The sequence below is a fragment of the Paenibacillus sp. SAFN-054 genome (genome assembly GCF_051966755.1).
In the GTDB taxonomy this organism is placed as follows: domain Bacteria; phylum Bacillota; class Bacilli; order Paenibacillales; family Paenibacillaceae; genus Paenibacillus_AQ.
The window spans coordinates 916,088-930,307 of sequence record NZ_JBQCKS010000002.1 but is presented as its reverse complement, the minus strand read 5'-3'; the positions used below and the strand labels follow the sequence as shown (position 1 = coordinate 930,307).

The following is a 14,220-nucleotide window of genomic DNA, read 5'->3' as shown; positions in this document are numbered from 1 at the left end:
AACCGGTATGGGGACAGTGTCAGGTGGGCAGTTTGACTGGGGCGGTCGCCTCCTAAAGAGTAACGGAGGCGCCCCAAGGTTCCCTCAGAATGGTTGGAAATCATTCGAAGAGTGCAAAGGCAGAAGGGAGCTTGACTGCGAGACCTACAAGTCGAGCAGGGACGAAAGTCGGGCTTAGTGATCCGGTGGTACCGCATGGAAGGGCCATCGCTCAACGGATAAAAGCTACCCTGGGGATAACAGGCTTATCTCCCCCAAGAGTCCACATCGACGGGGAGGTTTGGCACCTCGATGTCGGCTCATCGCATCCTGGGGCTGAAGTAGGTCCCAAGGGTTGGGCTGTTCGCCCATTAAAGCGGTACGCGAGCTGGGTTCAGAACGTCGTGAGACAGTTCGGTCCCTATCTGTCGTGGGCGTAGGAAATTTGAGAGGAGCTGTCCTTAGTACGAGAGGACCGGGATGGACGTACCGCTGGTGCACCAGTTGTTCCGCCAGGAGCATGGCTGGGTAGCTACGTACGGACGGGATAAGCGCTGAAAGCATCTAAGCGTGAAGCCCCCCTCAAGATGAGATTTCCCAGTATGTAAGACCCCTTGAAGACGACGAGGTAGATAGGTTGGAGGTGGAAGTGCAGCAATGCATGGAGCTGACCAATACTAATCGGTCGAGGGCTTATCCTAAAAAGTTTTCCGTAGGGAAACTTGCTTCGGAAGCGTTACGCTTTGCATCGGAGTAAGAGCTACGGAGACAATTTCTAAAATGTAAATTCGTTTCGTATCTAGTTTTCAGGTGATCAAAACCTGAATTAAATATTGTTCCCTGATAGCTCAGTTGGTAGAGCACTCGACTGTTAATCGAGTTGTCACAGGTTCGAGTCCTGTTCGGGGAGCCATTATGGAGAGGTGTCCGAGTTGGCCGAAGGAGCACGATTGGAAATCGTGTAGGCGCCAAAAGCGTCTCGAGGGTTCGAATCCCTCTCTCTCCGCCATTATAGTTTGGCCCGTTGGTCAAGGGGTTAAGACACCTCCCTTTCACGGAGGTAACAGGGGTTCGAATCCCCTACGGGTCACCATTTATATTAAAGATCTTTTCGGAGGCTTAGCTCAGCTGGGAGAGCATCTGCCTTACAAGCAGAGGGTCGGGGGTTCGATCCCCTCAGCCTCCACCACTATACCCCAAAAAGTGAAGTTAAAGCTTTGCAGCTTATTCCGAATACTTTAGGGGCCCAAGAACTAAATACATTATTACTGACGCGGGGTGGAGCAGCCCGGTAGCTCGTCGGGCTCATAACCCGAAGGTCGCAGGTTCAAATCCTGCCCCCGCAATTAATCTCCAAAAAGTGAAGAAATGCTTCATAGCATATTCCGAATACTTTCCGGGGATGTCATAAGGCCGTGGAACCGTGGTGTAGAGGCCTAACATGCCTGCCTGTCACGCAGGAGATCGCGGGTTCGAATCCCGTCGGTTCCGCCATTCATAACAAAGCTCCAGGGATGAGAATCCGAATATCGGGTTCGTCGGAGCATCAGCTTCGTTAGCGCTGCTTCGCAGTCTCGAACGAAGAGAGAGTATCCCGTCGGTTCCGCCATTCATAACAAAGCTCCAGGGATGAGAATCCCGTTCATAATTATTACACTGTGCCGGTGTAGCTCAATTGGTAGAGCAACTGACTTGTAATCAGTAGGTTGGGGGTTCAAGTCCTCTCGCCGGCACCATTATGGAGGCTTAGTGAAGTGGCTAAACACGGCAGACTGTAAATCTGCTCTCTACGAGTTCGGTGGTTCGAATCCATCAGCCTCCACCAGTATTTAGGGGCATAGTTTAAAGGTAGAACAGCGGTCTCCAAAACCGTTAGTGTGGGTTCAATTCCTGCTGCCCCTGCCACATTGTTTTTAGTGAAGTATATAGGTTTGATATGGCGGTCGTGGCGAAGGGGTTAACGCACCGGATTGTGGCTCCGGCATTCGGGGGTTCAAGTCCCCTCGATCGCCCCATTTATTTTCAAATCAACTGTTGGGGATTAGCCAAGCGGTAAGGCAACGGACTTTGACTCCGTCATGCATAGGTTCGAATCCTATATCCCCAGCCAGTTATGCGGACGTGGCTCAGCGGTAGAGCATCGCCTTGCCAAGGCGAGGGTCGCGGGTTCGATTCCCGTCGTCCGCTCCAATTATTATATGGCGCCATAGCCAAGTGGTAAGGCACAGCTCTGCAAAAGCTTTATCCCCAGTTCGAATCTGGGTGGCGCCTCCATTACAACTTCACATGCGCCCTTAGCTCAGCTGGATAGAGCGTTTGACTACGAATCAAAAGGTCAGGAGTTCGAATCTCTTAGGGCGCGTATTATCTTCACTTGCTGGTGTGGCGGAATGGCAGACGCGGCGGACTCAAAATCCGCTTCCGGCGACGGAGTGGGGGTTCAAGTCCCTTCACCAGCATTGATGAATCGAAAAACCTTCATCTGAATAATCAGATGAAGGTTTTTTTGTGCAAGAATTGGGTAGTAAAGGATGTCCACAATTTTTGCACAAGCTGTTATGAATATTTTATTTTTTTCCAAGCCTGCTCCTATAAAATTTATGAACAATCAGTAAGTAAACTTATTGTATAATATAGAAAACCAAAATGCCGAATGGGGGACAGCCGATTGAACGTTCATTACGCAGCAGCCTGCAGCTGGAGTGTGGGTCGATTTTCAGGGCAATACAATATGGAAGCGCTTCAAATGCAACTAACAATGAGTATACATGATGTGACAATGGATGCACCACATGTAATGATGAATTGTCCCGGAGTGGAGGGTGATTCTGCATGAAAAGGACGTGGCTGCTGGGATTCGGATTTTTTAGCATCAGCATCACCTGGGCATTGTACAATGCCTTTGTTCCTTTCTTTCTCGATCCTTATCTGAAGAGTGCAGCATTGATTGGTTTTATGATGACGATCGACAATTATTTCGCCCTGTTCCTGCAGCCCTGGATTGGTAACCTTAGCGATAAGACGAATACCCGCTTCGGCAAGCGCATGCCGTTTATGATGATCGGAATGCCGCTCGCAGCGGTGTTTGTAATACTCATTCCCTTACATACGAGCTTGATTACACTTGTTCTATTCATGATGCTGATGAACCTCTCCATGAGTGTGTACCGATCGCCTACGGTCGCCTTAATGCCGGATATCACGCCGGATCATCAGCGCACGAAAGCAAACGGGATCATTAACTTCATGGGTGGCTTTGGCGGCATTTTGGCTTTCGGTGCCGGATCGATATTGTATGGAGCGAATCCTGCTTTCCCATTTGTGGCGGCAGCGATCATTACCTTAATCTGTTTATTCATATTGGTTCGTTTCATTAAAGAGAAGAGGGACGTCATCGTATCGCTGCCTGTGGAGAAGCAGCCTAGAATTAAACTGAAGGGCGAACTGGACCGCACGACCGTGCTGCTGCTTATTGCGATCTTTTTCTGGTTCGTGTCTTATCAGGGGGTCGAGGCGATGTTTACCCTATATGGTAAGCATCATATGGGATTATCCGAAAAAGCGGCGGGATTCTCGCTCACGTTCTTTTCCTTGTTCTTCGTATTGTTCGCGATTCCAAGCGGATGGCTCGGAAACCGGTATGGCAAAAGGAAAATCATTATCTCAGGCGTCATCGGCTTGTTCCTCGTGTTTGCCGCCATTCCGCTGGCGAAGACGCTCCTTCTGCTCAGGCTCCTTCTTGCCTTGGGCGGCATGTGCTGGGCCTTGATCAACATCAACTCCTATCCATTCGTCGTATCGATCGGGAGCGAAACAAGCATCGGGACGCGGACGGGACTGTACTATCTGGTATCTTCGCTCGCGGCCATTGCTTCGCCACCGCTACTGGGCTGGTTCATCGATCAGTTCGGCTATGGCTCCTTATTCATCTATGCTTCCTGTGGCATGCTGGTCGCGCTTTTGTTCATTACGCTCGTAAAGCATCACGGGAAAAGCGCAGAGGTACCGAAGGAAGCGGTGCAGGCGAATATCTAAACGCTGGTGTTAGAGCAAACATACCTAACTTCGTCGCCTAAGGGGCGTTGGATCCAATCCAGCGCTCCTTTTGCGTTTGAGGGCATTTTGCCGGGGAGAGGTTCATTGAGATGCGATACCGGATAGCCTTAGGTCTGAAACGTTCCCCGTCTAAGGTCCAGTACGAAAAACCGTCTGCAGTCTGTTTTGGAAAACGGCCGAACCACCTAAAATAAAGACATAAGGTTGATGCAATGAAAGGAAGTGAGAAATGCATGAAAAACCGCAACAACGGAACAGCAATCGTATTAATCGTCATCGGGGCCCTGATGCTCCTCGGATTGTTCGCACCTCTGTTTGGTAAACTGATTGGCCTGCTCTTCCCGATCCTGATGATCGTGCTTGGTTATTACGGTATCCGCAGAGGCAGAGTGGTGATCGGTACCATCATCCTCGGGTTCGGTATCCTGTCCCTGCTGGCGAAACTGTCCTGGTTCATCGGACCGCTGCTCGGCATCGCGCTGGTGATCTTCGGAATCTCCCTTCTGAAGGGAAAAAGAAATTCCTACTAACATAAATAAACTTCGACGAGGAAAAAAACGAATAAGGAGGGGCTACACAAGATGAGTGTTTTTCGCCGGGTGCGGGATATCACCGCAGCTAATTTAAATGAACGTTTGGAACAAAGTCAGGATCCGGTTCGGCTGATCGATCAGTTTCTGGCAACTACGCGGGAAGACATTGTCGAAGCAGAGAAGCTGGTACAGCAGTCTACGGCACATATGAGACAACTGAAGCAGCAGGTGGACCAAGCGGAGTCGATGAAGAACAAGCGTGAAGAGCAGGCGCTACTGGCCTTGAAGGCCGGGGAGGATCATCTCGCCAAGCTGGCTCTGCAGGAAAAGATCATTTACGAAGAAAAGCTGGAGCAATACAGCGAACTGCTGGATACCACGAAACGGTCTCTGATCGATCTGGAAAGCCAGCTGAACGACCTCAAAATGGAGTATCAAACTGTATACAACAAACGCCAATATTATGCAGCCCGCATGGAGACGTTACGGCTCCAGCAGCGCATGAACCAGCGGATGGACGGCTACGGCGGCGGGCAGGACGTTCCAAAGATGTTCAACCGCCTCGAAGACCGGATCTCCGATTGGGAGCTTGAAGCACAAAGCCTTCGCGATCTGCGCCGTATGGGTCAACAGTACTTAGATCAGGCCAGCGAAACAGTATCCGGCATTTTGGAAAAGGAACTGGCCCGGTTGAAACAAAAGCTGAACAACAGCGGAAAGGAGTAACATCATGAGCAAACTCTACCGTTCGACGCGGGATAAGATGGTCACGGGACTTTGCGGCGGACTGTCGGAGACGATCGGCATCGATTCCACGCTGCTGCGGATTCTGTTCATCATCTCGATTTTCTTCACGGGTGGAACTACGCTGTTCATTTATTTCATCGCTTCCTTGGTTGTGCCGAAAGAGCCGGTGCCTCCATACAATCCGTATGGACCAGGCCCGGGTCCCGGAGCAGGCGGCTATTATGGCGGCCAGCCCGGAAATAACGGTTACTTCGGAGGAAATGGCGGTTACGGAGGTAACGGTGGCTACGGCGGCCCATCCTTCGACCCAAGAAGCAAATATAATGATCCGTCTTTTGGCAGCAGACCTGCCGGAAGCTTCTCTTCCCAAGCATCCAATCTGGATGCCATGATGGAAGACATTGAGAAAAAGGCTATGAAGAAAGAGCTGGAAGAACTGAAGAAAAAATTGTCCAAATACGAGAAGGGAGAAGTGTAAAACATGGGAGTATTTAAAAGATTGAAAGATATGACAAAGGCGTCGGTCAATGAATTGCTGGATAAAGTAGAGGATCCAATCGTTATGCTGAACCAATATCTCCGCGATATGGAGGCTGAAATTCACGAGGCTGAGGTGACGGTTGCGAAGCAAATGGCTAACGAACGCCGCATGAAGCAGCGCGTGGAGGAAGCCGAGAAAATGTCCGTGCAGCGTGAGTCGCAAGCCGAGCTTGCCCTCAAGAATGGTCAGGAGGAAGTTGCACGCAAGCTTTTGGAAGAAAAAATCTACTTCGATCAAAAGATCGGCGAATACCGCGATCTGCATGCGCAGTCCGAAACTCAAGCCAAAGAGCTGGTACAGCAGCTGCATGACATGAAAGACGAATTCTACAAAATGCGCAACAAACGCAACGAATTGGTGACACGTGCACAAATGGCGAAGGCCAAAAAGCAAATGTCCCAAATCAACAGCCTGCATACGATCGAAAGCGGCAGTGCATCCCTTGGATTCCACCGCATGGAAGAAAAAATCATGCAGCTGGAAGCGGAAGCCGATGTCATGCGTGCCCCTTACCGTCCGGCAGCAAGCACATTCACGAGTCCTGAGGATGCCGAAAAGCAGTTGAAGGTGGAAGAGCAGCTGAACGCGTTGAAGAGCAAGATGAACCCTTCAAGCAGCACATCCAAAACAACGAAAGAATAAGTATTCACAATATAGGGCAGTATGATATGCTATGAAAAGTGAATAATGAGCAAATTCTTTTGTTCGATTCAAAAGAGGAGAGCCATATTGGTGTGATAGCCTGCACCATATGGCTTTTCAAACTTTACTATAGCTATAAGCAGACATCACAAGGAGGTGCGGCATGGACAATAGAAATCGCGTGATTGCGGTTATACTCATCGGCGTTGGCCTTCTCATGCTGGTCGGCAAGTGGGTCGGGTTCTTTACCATCGTCGCACTCCTGTTCTTGCTCATGGGAATCTATACGATTCGCGGCGGTAAGGTGAAAAGAGGCTATCGCTTGCTGGCGGTCGGCGCTATTTTGCTGCTGCTGGATCATTTAATGATGGTGCTTGGCATCGCGCTCTTATCCTTGGGATTCTTTTTTGTCAAAGCGAAGAAGGTGCAGCCGAAGGAAGGTTTCGTTCAAAAACAGAATTTTTCGTCGCATTTCGACTGGGACCAGCAGCCTTGGGTCATGCGCAGCATGAGCGTTTGGCATGTGCTTGGAGAGGCGGATCTCGACCTGTCGCTGGCCATGCCGGAAGACAAGGAAACCGTGATGATGTTTCAGGGCATTATGGGCGACATGGATCTTCATGTTCCCGAGTATTATGGCGTAGAGATCGAGGCGTTCGTGCTGTTTGGTTCCATCGATTTCCGCGGACATCGGGATAACGGCATGATGAACCGGCTGAACTGGAAATCGCCTAACTACGATACCAGCGATCAAAAAGTGAAGTTTATCGTTTCATATCTCGTTGGAGATTTGGACATTCACATATCCTAAAAAAGGGGGTACCCCGCATGAAATCAAAGAAGCCGGTCAATATGGTCTCCCGGAGCATGGGCGAGGGGGCCCTTCTTTCTTTTGTACTGCTGCTGATTATTTTGTACGTGATGTATACATACGGTTATTTGGCTCCATTCGATTCTTGGACAAGAGTGGTGCAGGCGGTGACAACGCTGATTCTCGTTCCGATAGGAATCGGGGCGGTATACGGCTTTTACCAAAGCTATCGTACGAAACGAAGATTGGAAATGCTGCGGGATACGCTGCTCTCCTGGGAAAAGGGAAATTTGACCCGGGATGTTCCGGAGCTTGGCTTGGATGAGGTGGGACGTCTTGGGGAGCAGCTTGGACGGATCAGCAAAAAATGGGAGGAGCAGGTCACCTCGCTGCAGCGCCTGTCCACCAATAATGCGCAGCTTGCCGAGCAGGCAAGGGTGTCCGCCATTGTGGAAGAACGCCAGCGCCTTGCGCGCGAGCTGCATGATGCAGTGTCGCAGCAGCTGTTCGCGATTTCGATGACGGCAACGGCGGTGGGGCGGACGCTCGCGAAGGATTTTGACAAAGCGCAGCGCCAGGTAGCTCTGATCGAAGAGATGGCTGCGGTAGCGCAGTCGGAGATGAGGGCGCTTCTGCTTCATCTGCGGCCGGTGTACCTGGAAGGCAAGCCGCTTGAGCAGGGCTTGAAAGAACTCGTGAAAGAGCTTAAGGTTAAGGTACCGATGGATATCGTGTTTGAGATGGATACAGGCATTCATCTGCTGAAAGGGATCGAGAACCATCTGTTCCGGATCATTCAGGAAGCGATGTCCAATACGCTGCGGCATGCCAAGGCGGAAAAAATGGAAATCCGGATTCATCAAAAGCAGGATACCGTCTGGGTGATGCTGCGTGACGATGGCCAGGGTTTCGAGCTGGATGAGAAAAAACAGGCCTCTTATGGCCTTTCCAATATGCAGGAACGAGTGAATGAAATCGGCGGCTCCATTCAATTCATCACCGCTCCCGGCAAAGGAACGCGAATCGAAATTACGATTCCGATCGTAAATGAAGACAAGGGAGGGGATGACGAACATGGAGGAGTTGGAAAAGCCGGAAATTAAGGTGCTGCTCGTGGATGATCACGAGATGGTGCGCATCGGCCTCGCGGCAGTGCTCGGCACGGAAGACGGAATTGAAGTCGTAGGCGAGGCTGGAAGCGGCGAGGAGGGCATCCGCCTGGCGCGCGAATATAAGCCCGATGTGGTCCTCATGGATCTGGTCATGGACGGCATGGACGGCATCGAAGCGACAAGGCAGCTGCTCAAGCTGTATCCGGATTGCAAGGTCATCGTGCTGACCAGCTACCTAGACGATGAGAAGATGTATCCGGTTATTGAGGCAGGAGCGTTCAGCTACCTGCTGAAAACGTCCAGAGCGAGCGAGATTGCCGAAGCCATACGCGCAGCGGCGCGCGGACAATCGGTATTGGAATCCCAGGTGGCGTCCAAAATGATGAACCGTTTCCGTCATGCGGAGTCGGAGGCCCCGGCCCACAAAGAGTTGACCGAGCGGGAAATGGATGTACTGCGGCTGCTGGCGCAGGGCAAATCGAATCAGGAAATCGCCGATGATTTAATTATCGGCATTAAGACGGTCAAGTTCCATGTCACGAACATTCTTGCCAAGCTGGGCGTGGATGACCGGACGCAGGCCGCGATCTATGCTTACAAAAATGGGCTTGCCGAATAAAACCATAGAAATGGATTCGAAAAAAGCACCCATGCGACTTGGGGTACCCTTTTACAGGTGCCTGAAGAATCGCACATGGGTGCATTTTTGTAGGTTTAGATCAGGAAGAGCAGAGCCAGCGTAGTCAGGCCCAGGGCGAGACCAGCGCCGTAACCATAGCCTGGATAACCGAAGCCATACCCATACCCATATGGCGGGTAAAATGCTTTAACCTGGGCTTTGGGGTTGACGACGGGGCCATGCTTTTTGGTGGCTGCAGGCCGCTTTTTGCTCGATTTAAGGTTGGCAGCATGAAGAGTTGACTCTTCCTCACCGTTCAATATGATGTGACCATCTTTACAATGCGTTAATCTTCCAACGTAAGTTCTTCCGTCATGAAGGCACGCAAGAACCATTTTACCGCGATGCTGACTGATGTTTTCAGACGTAAGGGGGTAAATAGGGATCATGTAAGGGTCAATCCTCCCTCTTCTATTTTTGTTAACAATGTATTCAAGCTTAGGCGTTGGCGCCATGGTTATTCACCCATTTATCCGTGTGCGTAGAGGAGTATAAAAGTCTCGGAAATCGGACATCCTTTTTAGTAGATTCATAGTTTATGAATGAAGGGGATGGTGACGATGAAGGCAACTGCCAAGCTGATCGGGATGGGCCTGATCTGTGCAGCCGTTATGGGATTCGCATGGGGGGACTTTTGGAACGGCGTAACACAGGCGGAAGCTAGGGAGGCCACTGAGCTGCAAACGCTGCTGGACCTTGGTCAGGACATGATAGACCAGCCGCAGCGCGTCGTCATCAAATGGCAGGGAGAATGGGACGCAAGCGGGCAAAAGAATACGAAAGCCGCAGCCCGGAACCTGAGTCAATCGCTTGAACTGCCGCCCGTAGCCGAATTAATGGAAGACGGTCACAAAACTTATCGCGTGCTGGACGAGAAAAATAACGTTAATATACGCTTCAATTGGCAGGAAATAAACCCGGATCAAAGCTACATTATCATCCAGCTGGAGGCTGAGGCGGCTAAAGGGTGGGATGATCTAACGGACTTGCAGCAGGAATTCGGCGAAAAAATGCGGAATGCAGGCATTGACGCAAAATGGAATGCATCTTTGCAGGGAACGGGTAATAAAGAAGGGAACGCGGCCGACACGATGAACCGGATCGAAGGAAGCTTGGCTCGCAGTCTTGATGCCGTACCGATGGAAACCTATGAAGACGAGACGACGGTAAGTAATGCGTACCAGGTGCCTTCGCTGAGCTCACGCGTACGAAGCGGGAATACGTGGCTGAACATGCAGGTGGCTGTCCACGAGGACGAGACAAGCGGAGAAAACCGCGTTACGATTGGGCTTCCCGTCATTACGATTGAATATTGAACCCCGGATACTCCCGTCAAAGGATGGCTATAATATCGGAGTGATTTTGTAAGAAAACGGATGGCATCATTTTCATGAATATGCTAAAATGACGTAACATCATTTTTAACCTGTCTTGAAAAGCCTGTAGGAGTGCAGGCATTCCTTTTTTGTATAAAAAAATACACTATACTACATAGGAAAGAATGAGGGCCATGGCTGAAAATCAAAATTTAGAAACGTTGCAGACACCAGGCGCTGTATTTTTTATTTTTGGAGCAACCGGAGACTTGGCAAAACGCAAGCTGTTTCCGGCAATTTATAGTTTATACCGTGAAGGAAAGTTAGCCGAAGACTTCGCCGTCATCGGTGTTGCGCGGCGTCCGCGTACGCAGGAAGAATTCCGTGAGGACATTTACAACTCCATCCAGGAATTTTGCCGTTATAAGGCTGAGAACAACGAGGATTTCAAGTCCTTTGCCCAGCATTTCGAATTTAAGTCCCTGGATATCAACAATGTGGACGGATTCCGCGAGCTGAATGAACAGACGATCGCTTTGGAAGAACGTTTCCGTATCCCGGGCAATCGCATCTTCTATCTGGCGCTTGCGCCTGAGCTGTTCGGAAGCGTGTCCTTCAACCTGAAAAAGGGAGGCATGCTGGACGGTGCCGGCTGGCAGCGTCTCGTGATCGAGAAGCCTTTCGGCTACGACCTGAAATCGGCCGAAGAGCTGAATGAACAAATCCGCCAGGTGTTCAAGGAAGAAGAAATTTACCGGATTGACCATTATCTCGGCAAGGAAATGGTTCAGAACATCGAAGTGATCCGTTTCGCCAATGCTTTCTTTGAACCGCTCTGGAACAATAAGCATATCTCGAACATTCAGATCACACTCGGCGAGACCGTCGGCGTCGAAGAACGCGGCGGCTATTACGATCATGCCGGAGCGCTGCGCGACATGGGTCAGAACCATATGCTACAAATGCTCACGATGGTCGCCATGGAACCGCCAAGCCGCTTGCTTCCGGAGGATATCCGGGACGAGAAGGTGAAAGTCCTTCGCTCGCTTCGTCCGTACGCTAACGATGATGAAGTGAAGAAGAATGTCGTTCGCGGCCAGTACGTTCAGGGAAGCTCGCGCGGTCGCGATTTACCTGCTTACCGCGATGAAGATAAAGTTGATCCAGAGTCCAATACCGAGACTTACTTCATGGCCCGCGTATTCGTGGATAACTTCCGCTGGGCCGGAGTTCCTTTCTATATCCGGACAGGCAAGCGGCTCCCGGTGAAAACGACCGAGATCGTGGTGGAATTCAAAGGGATGCCGAACAACGTCTACCTGGGTCAGAAGCATAAGCTGGAACCGAATCTGCTCGTCATCCGGGTCAATCCGATGGAAGGCATCTATGTCAAAATCAATGCCAAGAAGCCGGGCTCGGAATCGGAGATCGAACCGCTGGCGATGGATTTCTGCCAAAGCTGCATGGTGGGCATCAACTCGCCGGAAGCTTACGAACGCCTGCTGCATGACGCAGCGCGCGGGGATTCGACCTATTTCACCCGTTGGGACGAGGTTGCGTCCGCATGGTCCTTCGTTGACCGCATCGCAGAAGCCTGGAAGCAAGACGCAGAAGGCCCTTGCCAATATCCGGCAGGCTCATGGGGACCGAAAGAAGCGGATCAGCTGCTTGCGGAAGACGGCTTCCACTGGTGGCCCGTCAACGGTCAGGACGAGGATAACGTCGTTTGGCAGGTTAACAAATAAATACATTGAAAATAATCATCCTCATGCAGCTTATGCATGGGGGTGATTTGCGTAGGGAATGTGGTACAATAATAGACATGACTTTAGTGATGAAGGGAATAGTGAAATGAGCAAAGCGATAGATCAAGCCTTGCAGCAGGAAGTCGATAAGCGAAGAACCTTCGCCATCATTTCCCACCCGGATGCGGGTAAAACGACATTGACGGAAAAGCTGCTGCTGTTCGGGGGCGCCATCCGGTTAGCCGGTACCGTCAAAGCCCGTAAAGCCAGCAAGCATGCAACCAGTGACTGGATGGAGATTGAAAAACAGCGGGGGATTTCGGTAACGTCTTCCGTGATGCAGTTTGATTATATGGGACACCGTATCAACATTCTGGATACACCGGGTCACCAAGACTTCAGTGAAGACACCTACCGCACATTGACCGCCGCGGATAGCGCCGTCATGCTGATTGACGTGGCCAAAGGCGTCGAAGCGCAGACCATCAAGCTTTTTCAGGTGTGCGCGAAGCGTGGAATTCCGATCTTCACGTTCATCAACAAATTGGACCGCGAAGGGCGCAACCCCTTCGAGCTGATGGAAGAGCTTGAGCAGGTGCTCGGCATCCGCTCTGTACCGATGAACTGGCCGATCGGCACCGGACGCGATCTGTGCGGCGTATATGACCGGATGAAAAATCAGGTGGAGCTGTTCCAAGGCAATGACCACTCCACCATCCAAGTGCAGAAGGTAGAAGACTACAACGATCCGATCATTCGCGAGATGGCTGGCGATTATCTTCATGACCAGTTGTGCCAGGATTTGGAGCTGTTGGACGTTGCCGGCGATCCGTTTGACATGGAGAAGGTGCTGAAAGGCGAATTGACGCCGGTATTCTTCGGCAGTGCCATCAACAACTTTGGCGTGCAGACCTTCCTGGAGAACTTCCTGCAGCTGGCTCCGAAGCCGCAGCCGCGCAGCAGCACGGCCGGGCAGATCGAGCCTTCGGACGAAAAGTTTGCCGGGTACATTTTCAAAATTCAGGCAAACATGAATCCTGCCCACCGCGACCGGATCGCTTTCATGCGGATCGTATCGGGCAAATTCCAGCGCGGCATGAGCGTGAAGCACATACGTGTGGGCAAGGACATCAAGCTGTCGCAGCCGCAGCAGTTTCTGGCACAGGACCGGGATATCGTCGAAGAAGCGTATCCGGGCGACATTATCGGTCTCTTTGACCCGGGAATTTTCCGGATCGGGGATTCGCTCAGCCAAGGCAGCGAAGTGGTATTCGATGAACTGCCGACATTCTCGCCGGAGATTTTTGCTAAAGTCACGGTGAAGAACGCCCTGAAGCATAAACAGTACCAGAAGGGGATCGACCAGTTGACCGAGGAGGGCACCATTCAGGTGTTCCGCACCGTCAGCTTCGAGGATACCATTCTTGGCGTCGTCGGCCAGCTCCAGTTCGAAGTGTTCGAATACCGGATGAAGGGCGAGTACGGCGTCGATGTGCAGCTGCAGCGGATGCCTTACCAATTCGCACGCTGGATCGTCGACAAGGATATCGATGCAAGCAAATTCCGCATCAACTCGACGCTGGTGACGGATAAGAAGGGCAATTACGTCGTCCTGTTCGAAAATGAATACGCGATGCGTACAGCCATGGAGAAGTTCCCGAATGCCAAGTTCCTGGATACGGCTCCTTAATAGATCGTCAAAAACCCCCCGCGGCCTTCGCGGAGGGTTTTTGGTTTTGCGCTTTAGGATTCTAGGTCAGCGGACCCGGAGTCACGGTCTTCAAATGCTCCTGCACGATTTGGACCAGTTCATCCTGTTTTGACTTATCTATGTTCTTCCAGATCATTTCGAAAATGACGCCCAGTCCAGGCAAAGCCTGCTCCGGTCCGTCGACCGAGCCCTCGATCATCCCGCGGAGATCCGCATCATTGCTGCCATGCACCTTATGAATGATGGCCTGGCGCAAATCAAGTGTTATCGGCAATTGTTTTCCCTCCATTCGCAAAGTCATGATGCCTTCATAATGTTCCCCGGGGATCACGCCAAAATTCAAGTTTT

The 14,220-nt window shown here is 51.1% G+C and carries 13 protein-coding genes, 15 tRNA genes and 1 rRNA gene; 27 read left to right on the top strand and 2 right to left on the bottom strand.

The window, feature by feature from the left end:
* The 24 genes from ACTHPM_RS15870 to ACTHPM_RS15755 all read left to right on the top strand — a co-directional run.
* Positions 1-680: ribosomal RNA gene (locus ACTHPM_RS15870) — 23S ribosomal RNA — on the top strand; the annotation flags it as partial.
* Between the two features lie 136 nt (positions 681-816).
* Positions 817-892 (top strand) — tRNA-Asn (locus ACTHPM_RS15865).
* A gap of 4 nt (positions 893-896) precedes the next feature.
* A tRNA-Ser gene (locus tag ACTHPM_RS15860) sits at positions 897-988 on the top strand.
* A gap of 9 nt (positions 989-997) precedes the next feature.
* Positions 998-1,072, top strand: a tRNA-Glu gene (locus tag ACTHPM_RS15855).
* Positions 1,073-1,092: 20 nt separating this feature from the next.
* Positions 1,093-1,168, top strand: a tRNA-Val gene (locus tag ACTHPM_RS15850).
* Between the two features lie 83 nt (positions 1,169-1,251).
* Positions 1,252-1,325, top strand: a tRNA-Met gene (locus tag ACTHPM_RS15845).
* Between the two features lie 71 nt (positions 1,326-1,396).
* Positions 1,397-1,473: transfer RNA gene (locus ACTHPM_RS15840), tRNA-Asp, on the top strand.
* Between the two features lie 166 nt (positions 1,474-1,639).
* Positions 1,640-1,715 (top strand) — tRNA-Thr (locus ACTHPM_RS15835).
* Between the two features lie 4 nt (positions 1,716-1,719).
* Positions 1,720-1,804, top strand: a tRNA-Tyr gene (locus ACTHPM_RS15830).
* Between the two features lie 6 nt (positions 1,805-1,810).
* Positions 1,811-1,884, top strand: a tRNA-Trp gene (locus tag ACTHPM_RS15825).
* Between the two features lie 34 nt (positions 1,885-1,918).
* Positions 1,919-1,994: transfer RNA gene (locus ACTHPM_RS15820), tRNA-His, on the top strand.
* Between the two features lie 20 nt (positions 1,995-2,014).
* A tRNA-Gln gene (locus ACTHPM_RS15815) sits at positions 2,015-2,089 on the top strand.
* Positions 2,090-2,094: 5 nt separating this feature from the next.
* Positions 2,095-2,169: transfer RNA gene (locus ACTHPM_RS15810), tRNA-Gly, on the top strand.
* Positions 2,170-2,179: 10 nt separating this feature from the next.
* Positions 2,180-2,253 (top strand) — tRNA-Cys (locus tag ACTHPM_RS15805).
* Between the two features lie 14 nt (positions 2,254-2,267).
* Positions 2,268-2,341, top strand: a tRNA-Arg gene (locus ACTHPM_RS15800).
* 14 nt (positions 2,342-2,355) lie between these two features.
* Positions 2,356-2,438 (top strand) — tRNA-Leu (locus ACTHPM_RS15795).
* 373 nt (positions 2,439-2,811) lie between these two features.
* A complete protein-coding gene (locus ACTHPM_RS15790) occupies positions 2,812-4,014 on the top strand; it encodes an SLC45 family MFS transporter (protein ID WP_440395418.1) in 1,203 nt (400 codons plus the stop codon).
* Positions 4,015-4,268: 254 nt separating this feature from the next.
* Positions 4,269-4,565, top strand: a complete 297-nt coding sequence (locus ACTHPM_RS15785) for a LiaF transmembrane domain-containing protein (protein WP_440395419.1) — start codon at positions 4,269-4,271, stop codon at positions 4,563-4,565.
* Positions 4,566-4,616: 51 nt separating this feature from the next.
* Positions 4,617-5,294: a PspA/IM30 family protein gene (locus ACTHPM_RS15780; protein WP_440395420.1), complete on the top strand. Its 678-nt coding sequence runs from the start codon at positions 4,617-4,619 to the stop codon at positions 5,292-5,294.
* 4 nt (positions 5,295-5,298) lie between these two features.
* Positions 5,299-5,793, top strand: a complete 495-nt coding sequence (locus ACTHPM_RS15775) for a PspC domain-containing protein (protein WP_440395421.1) — start codon at positions 5,299-5,301, stop codon at positions 5,791-5,793.
* A 3-nt stretch (positions 5,794-5,796) separates the two neighbouring features.
* Positions 5,797-6,498, top strand: coding sequence for a PspA/IM30 family protein (locus ACTHPM_RS15770; RefSeq protein WP_440395422.1), 702 nt, complete (start codon positions 5,797-5,799; stop codon positions 6,496-6,498).
* A gap of 163 nt (positions 6,499-6,661) precedes the next feature.
* A complete protein-coding gene (gene liaF, locus ACTHPM_RS15765) occupies positions 6,662-7,309 on the top strand; it encodes a cell wall-active antibiotics response protein LiaF (RefSeq protein ID WP_440395423.1) in 648 nt (215 codons plus the stop codon).
* 17 nt (positions 7,310-7,326) lie between these two features.
* Positions 7,327-8,412 (top strand): histidine kinase, encoded by a 1,086-nt coding sequence (locus tag ACTHPM_RS15760; RefSeq protein ID WP_440395424.1) that lies wholly within the window; start codon positions 7,327-7,329, stop codon positions 8,410-8,412.
* The gene (locus tag ACTHPM_RS15755; RefSeq protein WP_440395425.1) at positions 8,384-9,040 is read left to right on the top strand and encodes a response regulator transcription factor; all 657 of its coding nucleotides are present in this window, start codon (positions 8,384-8,386) and stop codon (positions 9,038-9,040) included. The genes ACTHPM_RS15760 and ACTHPM_RS15755 overlap by 29 nt, the downstream gene beginning before the upstream one ends.
* A gap of 95 nt (positions 9,041-9,135) precedes the next feature.
* Here the strand turns inward: ACTHPM_RS15755 and ACTHPM_RS15750 are convergent, their stop codons facing one another.
* Complete coding sequence (locus ACTHPM_RS15750) at positions 9,136-9,489, bottom strand: hypothetical protein (protein ID WP_440395426.1); 354 nt, start codon at positions 9,487-9,489, stop codon at positions 9,136-9,138.
* Positions 9,490-9,660: 171 nt separating this feature from the next.
* Between ACTHPM_RS15750 and ACTHPM_RS15745 the strand changes: the two genes are divergently transcribed.
* The 3 genes from ACTHPM_RS15745 (at position 9,661) to ACTHPM_RS15735 (ending at position 13,851) form a co-directional block, all read left to right on the top strand.
* Positions 9,661-10,416 (top strand): YwmB family TATA-box binding protein, encoded by a 756-nt coding sequence (locus tag ACTHPM_RS15745; RefSeq protein WP_440395427.1) that lies wholly within the window; start codon positions 9,661-9,663, stop codon positions 10,414-10,416.
* A gap of 194 nt (positions 10,417-10,610) precedes the next feature.
* Positions 10,611-12,161, top strand: a complete 1,551-nt coding sequence (gene zwf / locus ACTHPM_RS15740; protein WP_440395428.1) for a glucose-6-phosphate dehydrogenase — start codon at positions 10,611-10,613, stop codon at positions 12,159-12,161.
* A 106-nt stretch (positions 12,162-12,267) separates the two neighbouring features.
* Positions 12,268-13,851 carry a peptide chain release factor 3 gene (locus ACTHPM_RS15735; RefSeq protein ID WP_440395429.1) on the top strand — a complete coding sequence of 528 codons (1,584 nt, stop codon included), beginning with the start codon at positions 12,268-12,270 and terminating at the stop codon, positions 13,849-13,851.
* A gap of 61 nt (positions 13,852-13,912) precedes the next feature.
* On the opposite strand, the gene sspI is transcribed toward ACTHPM_RS15735, so the two are convergent.
* Positions 13,913-14,146: a small acid-soluble spore protein SspI gene (sspI, locus tag ACTHPM_RS15730; protein WP_440395430.1), complete on the bottom strand. Its 234-nt coding sequence runs from the start codon at positions 14,144-14,146 to the stop codon at positions 13,913-13,915.
* Between the last annotated feature and the right edge of the window lie 74 nt (positions 14,147-14,220).

Excerpts from the sequence above, each read along its gene's own strand:
- ACTHPM_RS15790 (WP_440395418.1), top strand. The coding sequence starts at position 2,812 with ATGAAAAGGACGTGGCTGCTGGGATTCGGATTTTTTAGCATCAGCATC.
- ACTHPM_RS15785 (WP_440395419.1), top strand. The coding sequence starts at position 4,269 with ATGAAAAACCGCAACAACGGAACAGCAATCGTATTAATCGTCATCGGG.
- ACTHPM_RS15780 (WP_440395420.1), top strand. The coding sequence starts at position 4,617 with ATGAGTGTTTTTCGCCGGGTGCGGGATATCACCGCAGCTAATTTAAAT.
- ACTHPM_RS15775 (WP_440395421.1), top strand. The coding sequence starts at position 5,299 with ATGAGCAAACTCTACCGTTCGACGCGGGATAAGATGGTCACGGGACTT.
- ACTHPM_RS15770 (WP_440395422.1), top strand. The coding sequence starts at position 5,797 with ATGGGAGTATTTAAAAGATTGAAAGATATGACAAAGGCGTCGGTCAAT.
- liaF (WP_440395423.1), top strand. The coding sequence starts at position 6,662 with ATGGACAATAGAAATCGCGTGATTGCGGTTATACTCATCGGCGTTGGC.
- ACTHPM_RS15760 (WP_440395424.1), top strand. The coding sequence starts at position 7,327 with ATGAAATCAAAGAAGCCGGTCAATATGGTCTCCCGGAGCATGGGCGAG.
- ACTHPM_RS15755 (WP_440395425.1), top strand. The coding sequence starts at position 8,384 with ATGGAGGAGTTGGAAAAGCCGGAAATTAAGGTGCTGCTCGTGGATGAT.
- ACTHPM_RS15750 (WP_440395426.1), bottom strand. The coding sequence starts at position 9,489 with ATGATCCCTATTTACCCCCTTACGTCTGAAAACATCAGTCAGCATCGC.
- ACTHPM_RS15745 (WP_440395427.1), top strand. The coding sequence starts at position 9,661 with ATGAAGGCAACTGCCAAGCTGATCGGGATGGGCCTGATCTGTGCAGCC.
- zwf (WP_440395428.1), top strand. The coding sequence starts at position 10,611 with ATGGCTGAAAATCAAAATTTAGAAACGTTGCAGACACCAGGCGCTGTA.
- ACTHPM_RS15735 (WP_440395429.1), top strand. The coding sequence starts at position 12,268 with ATGAGCAAAGCGATAGATCAAGCCTTGCAGCAGGAAGTCGATAAGCGA.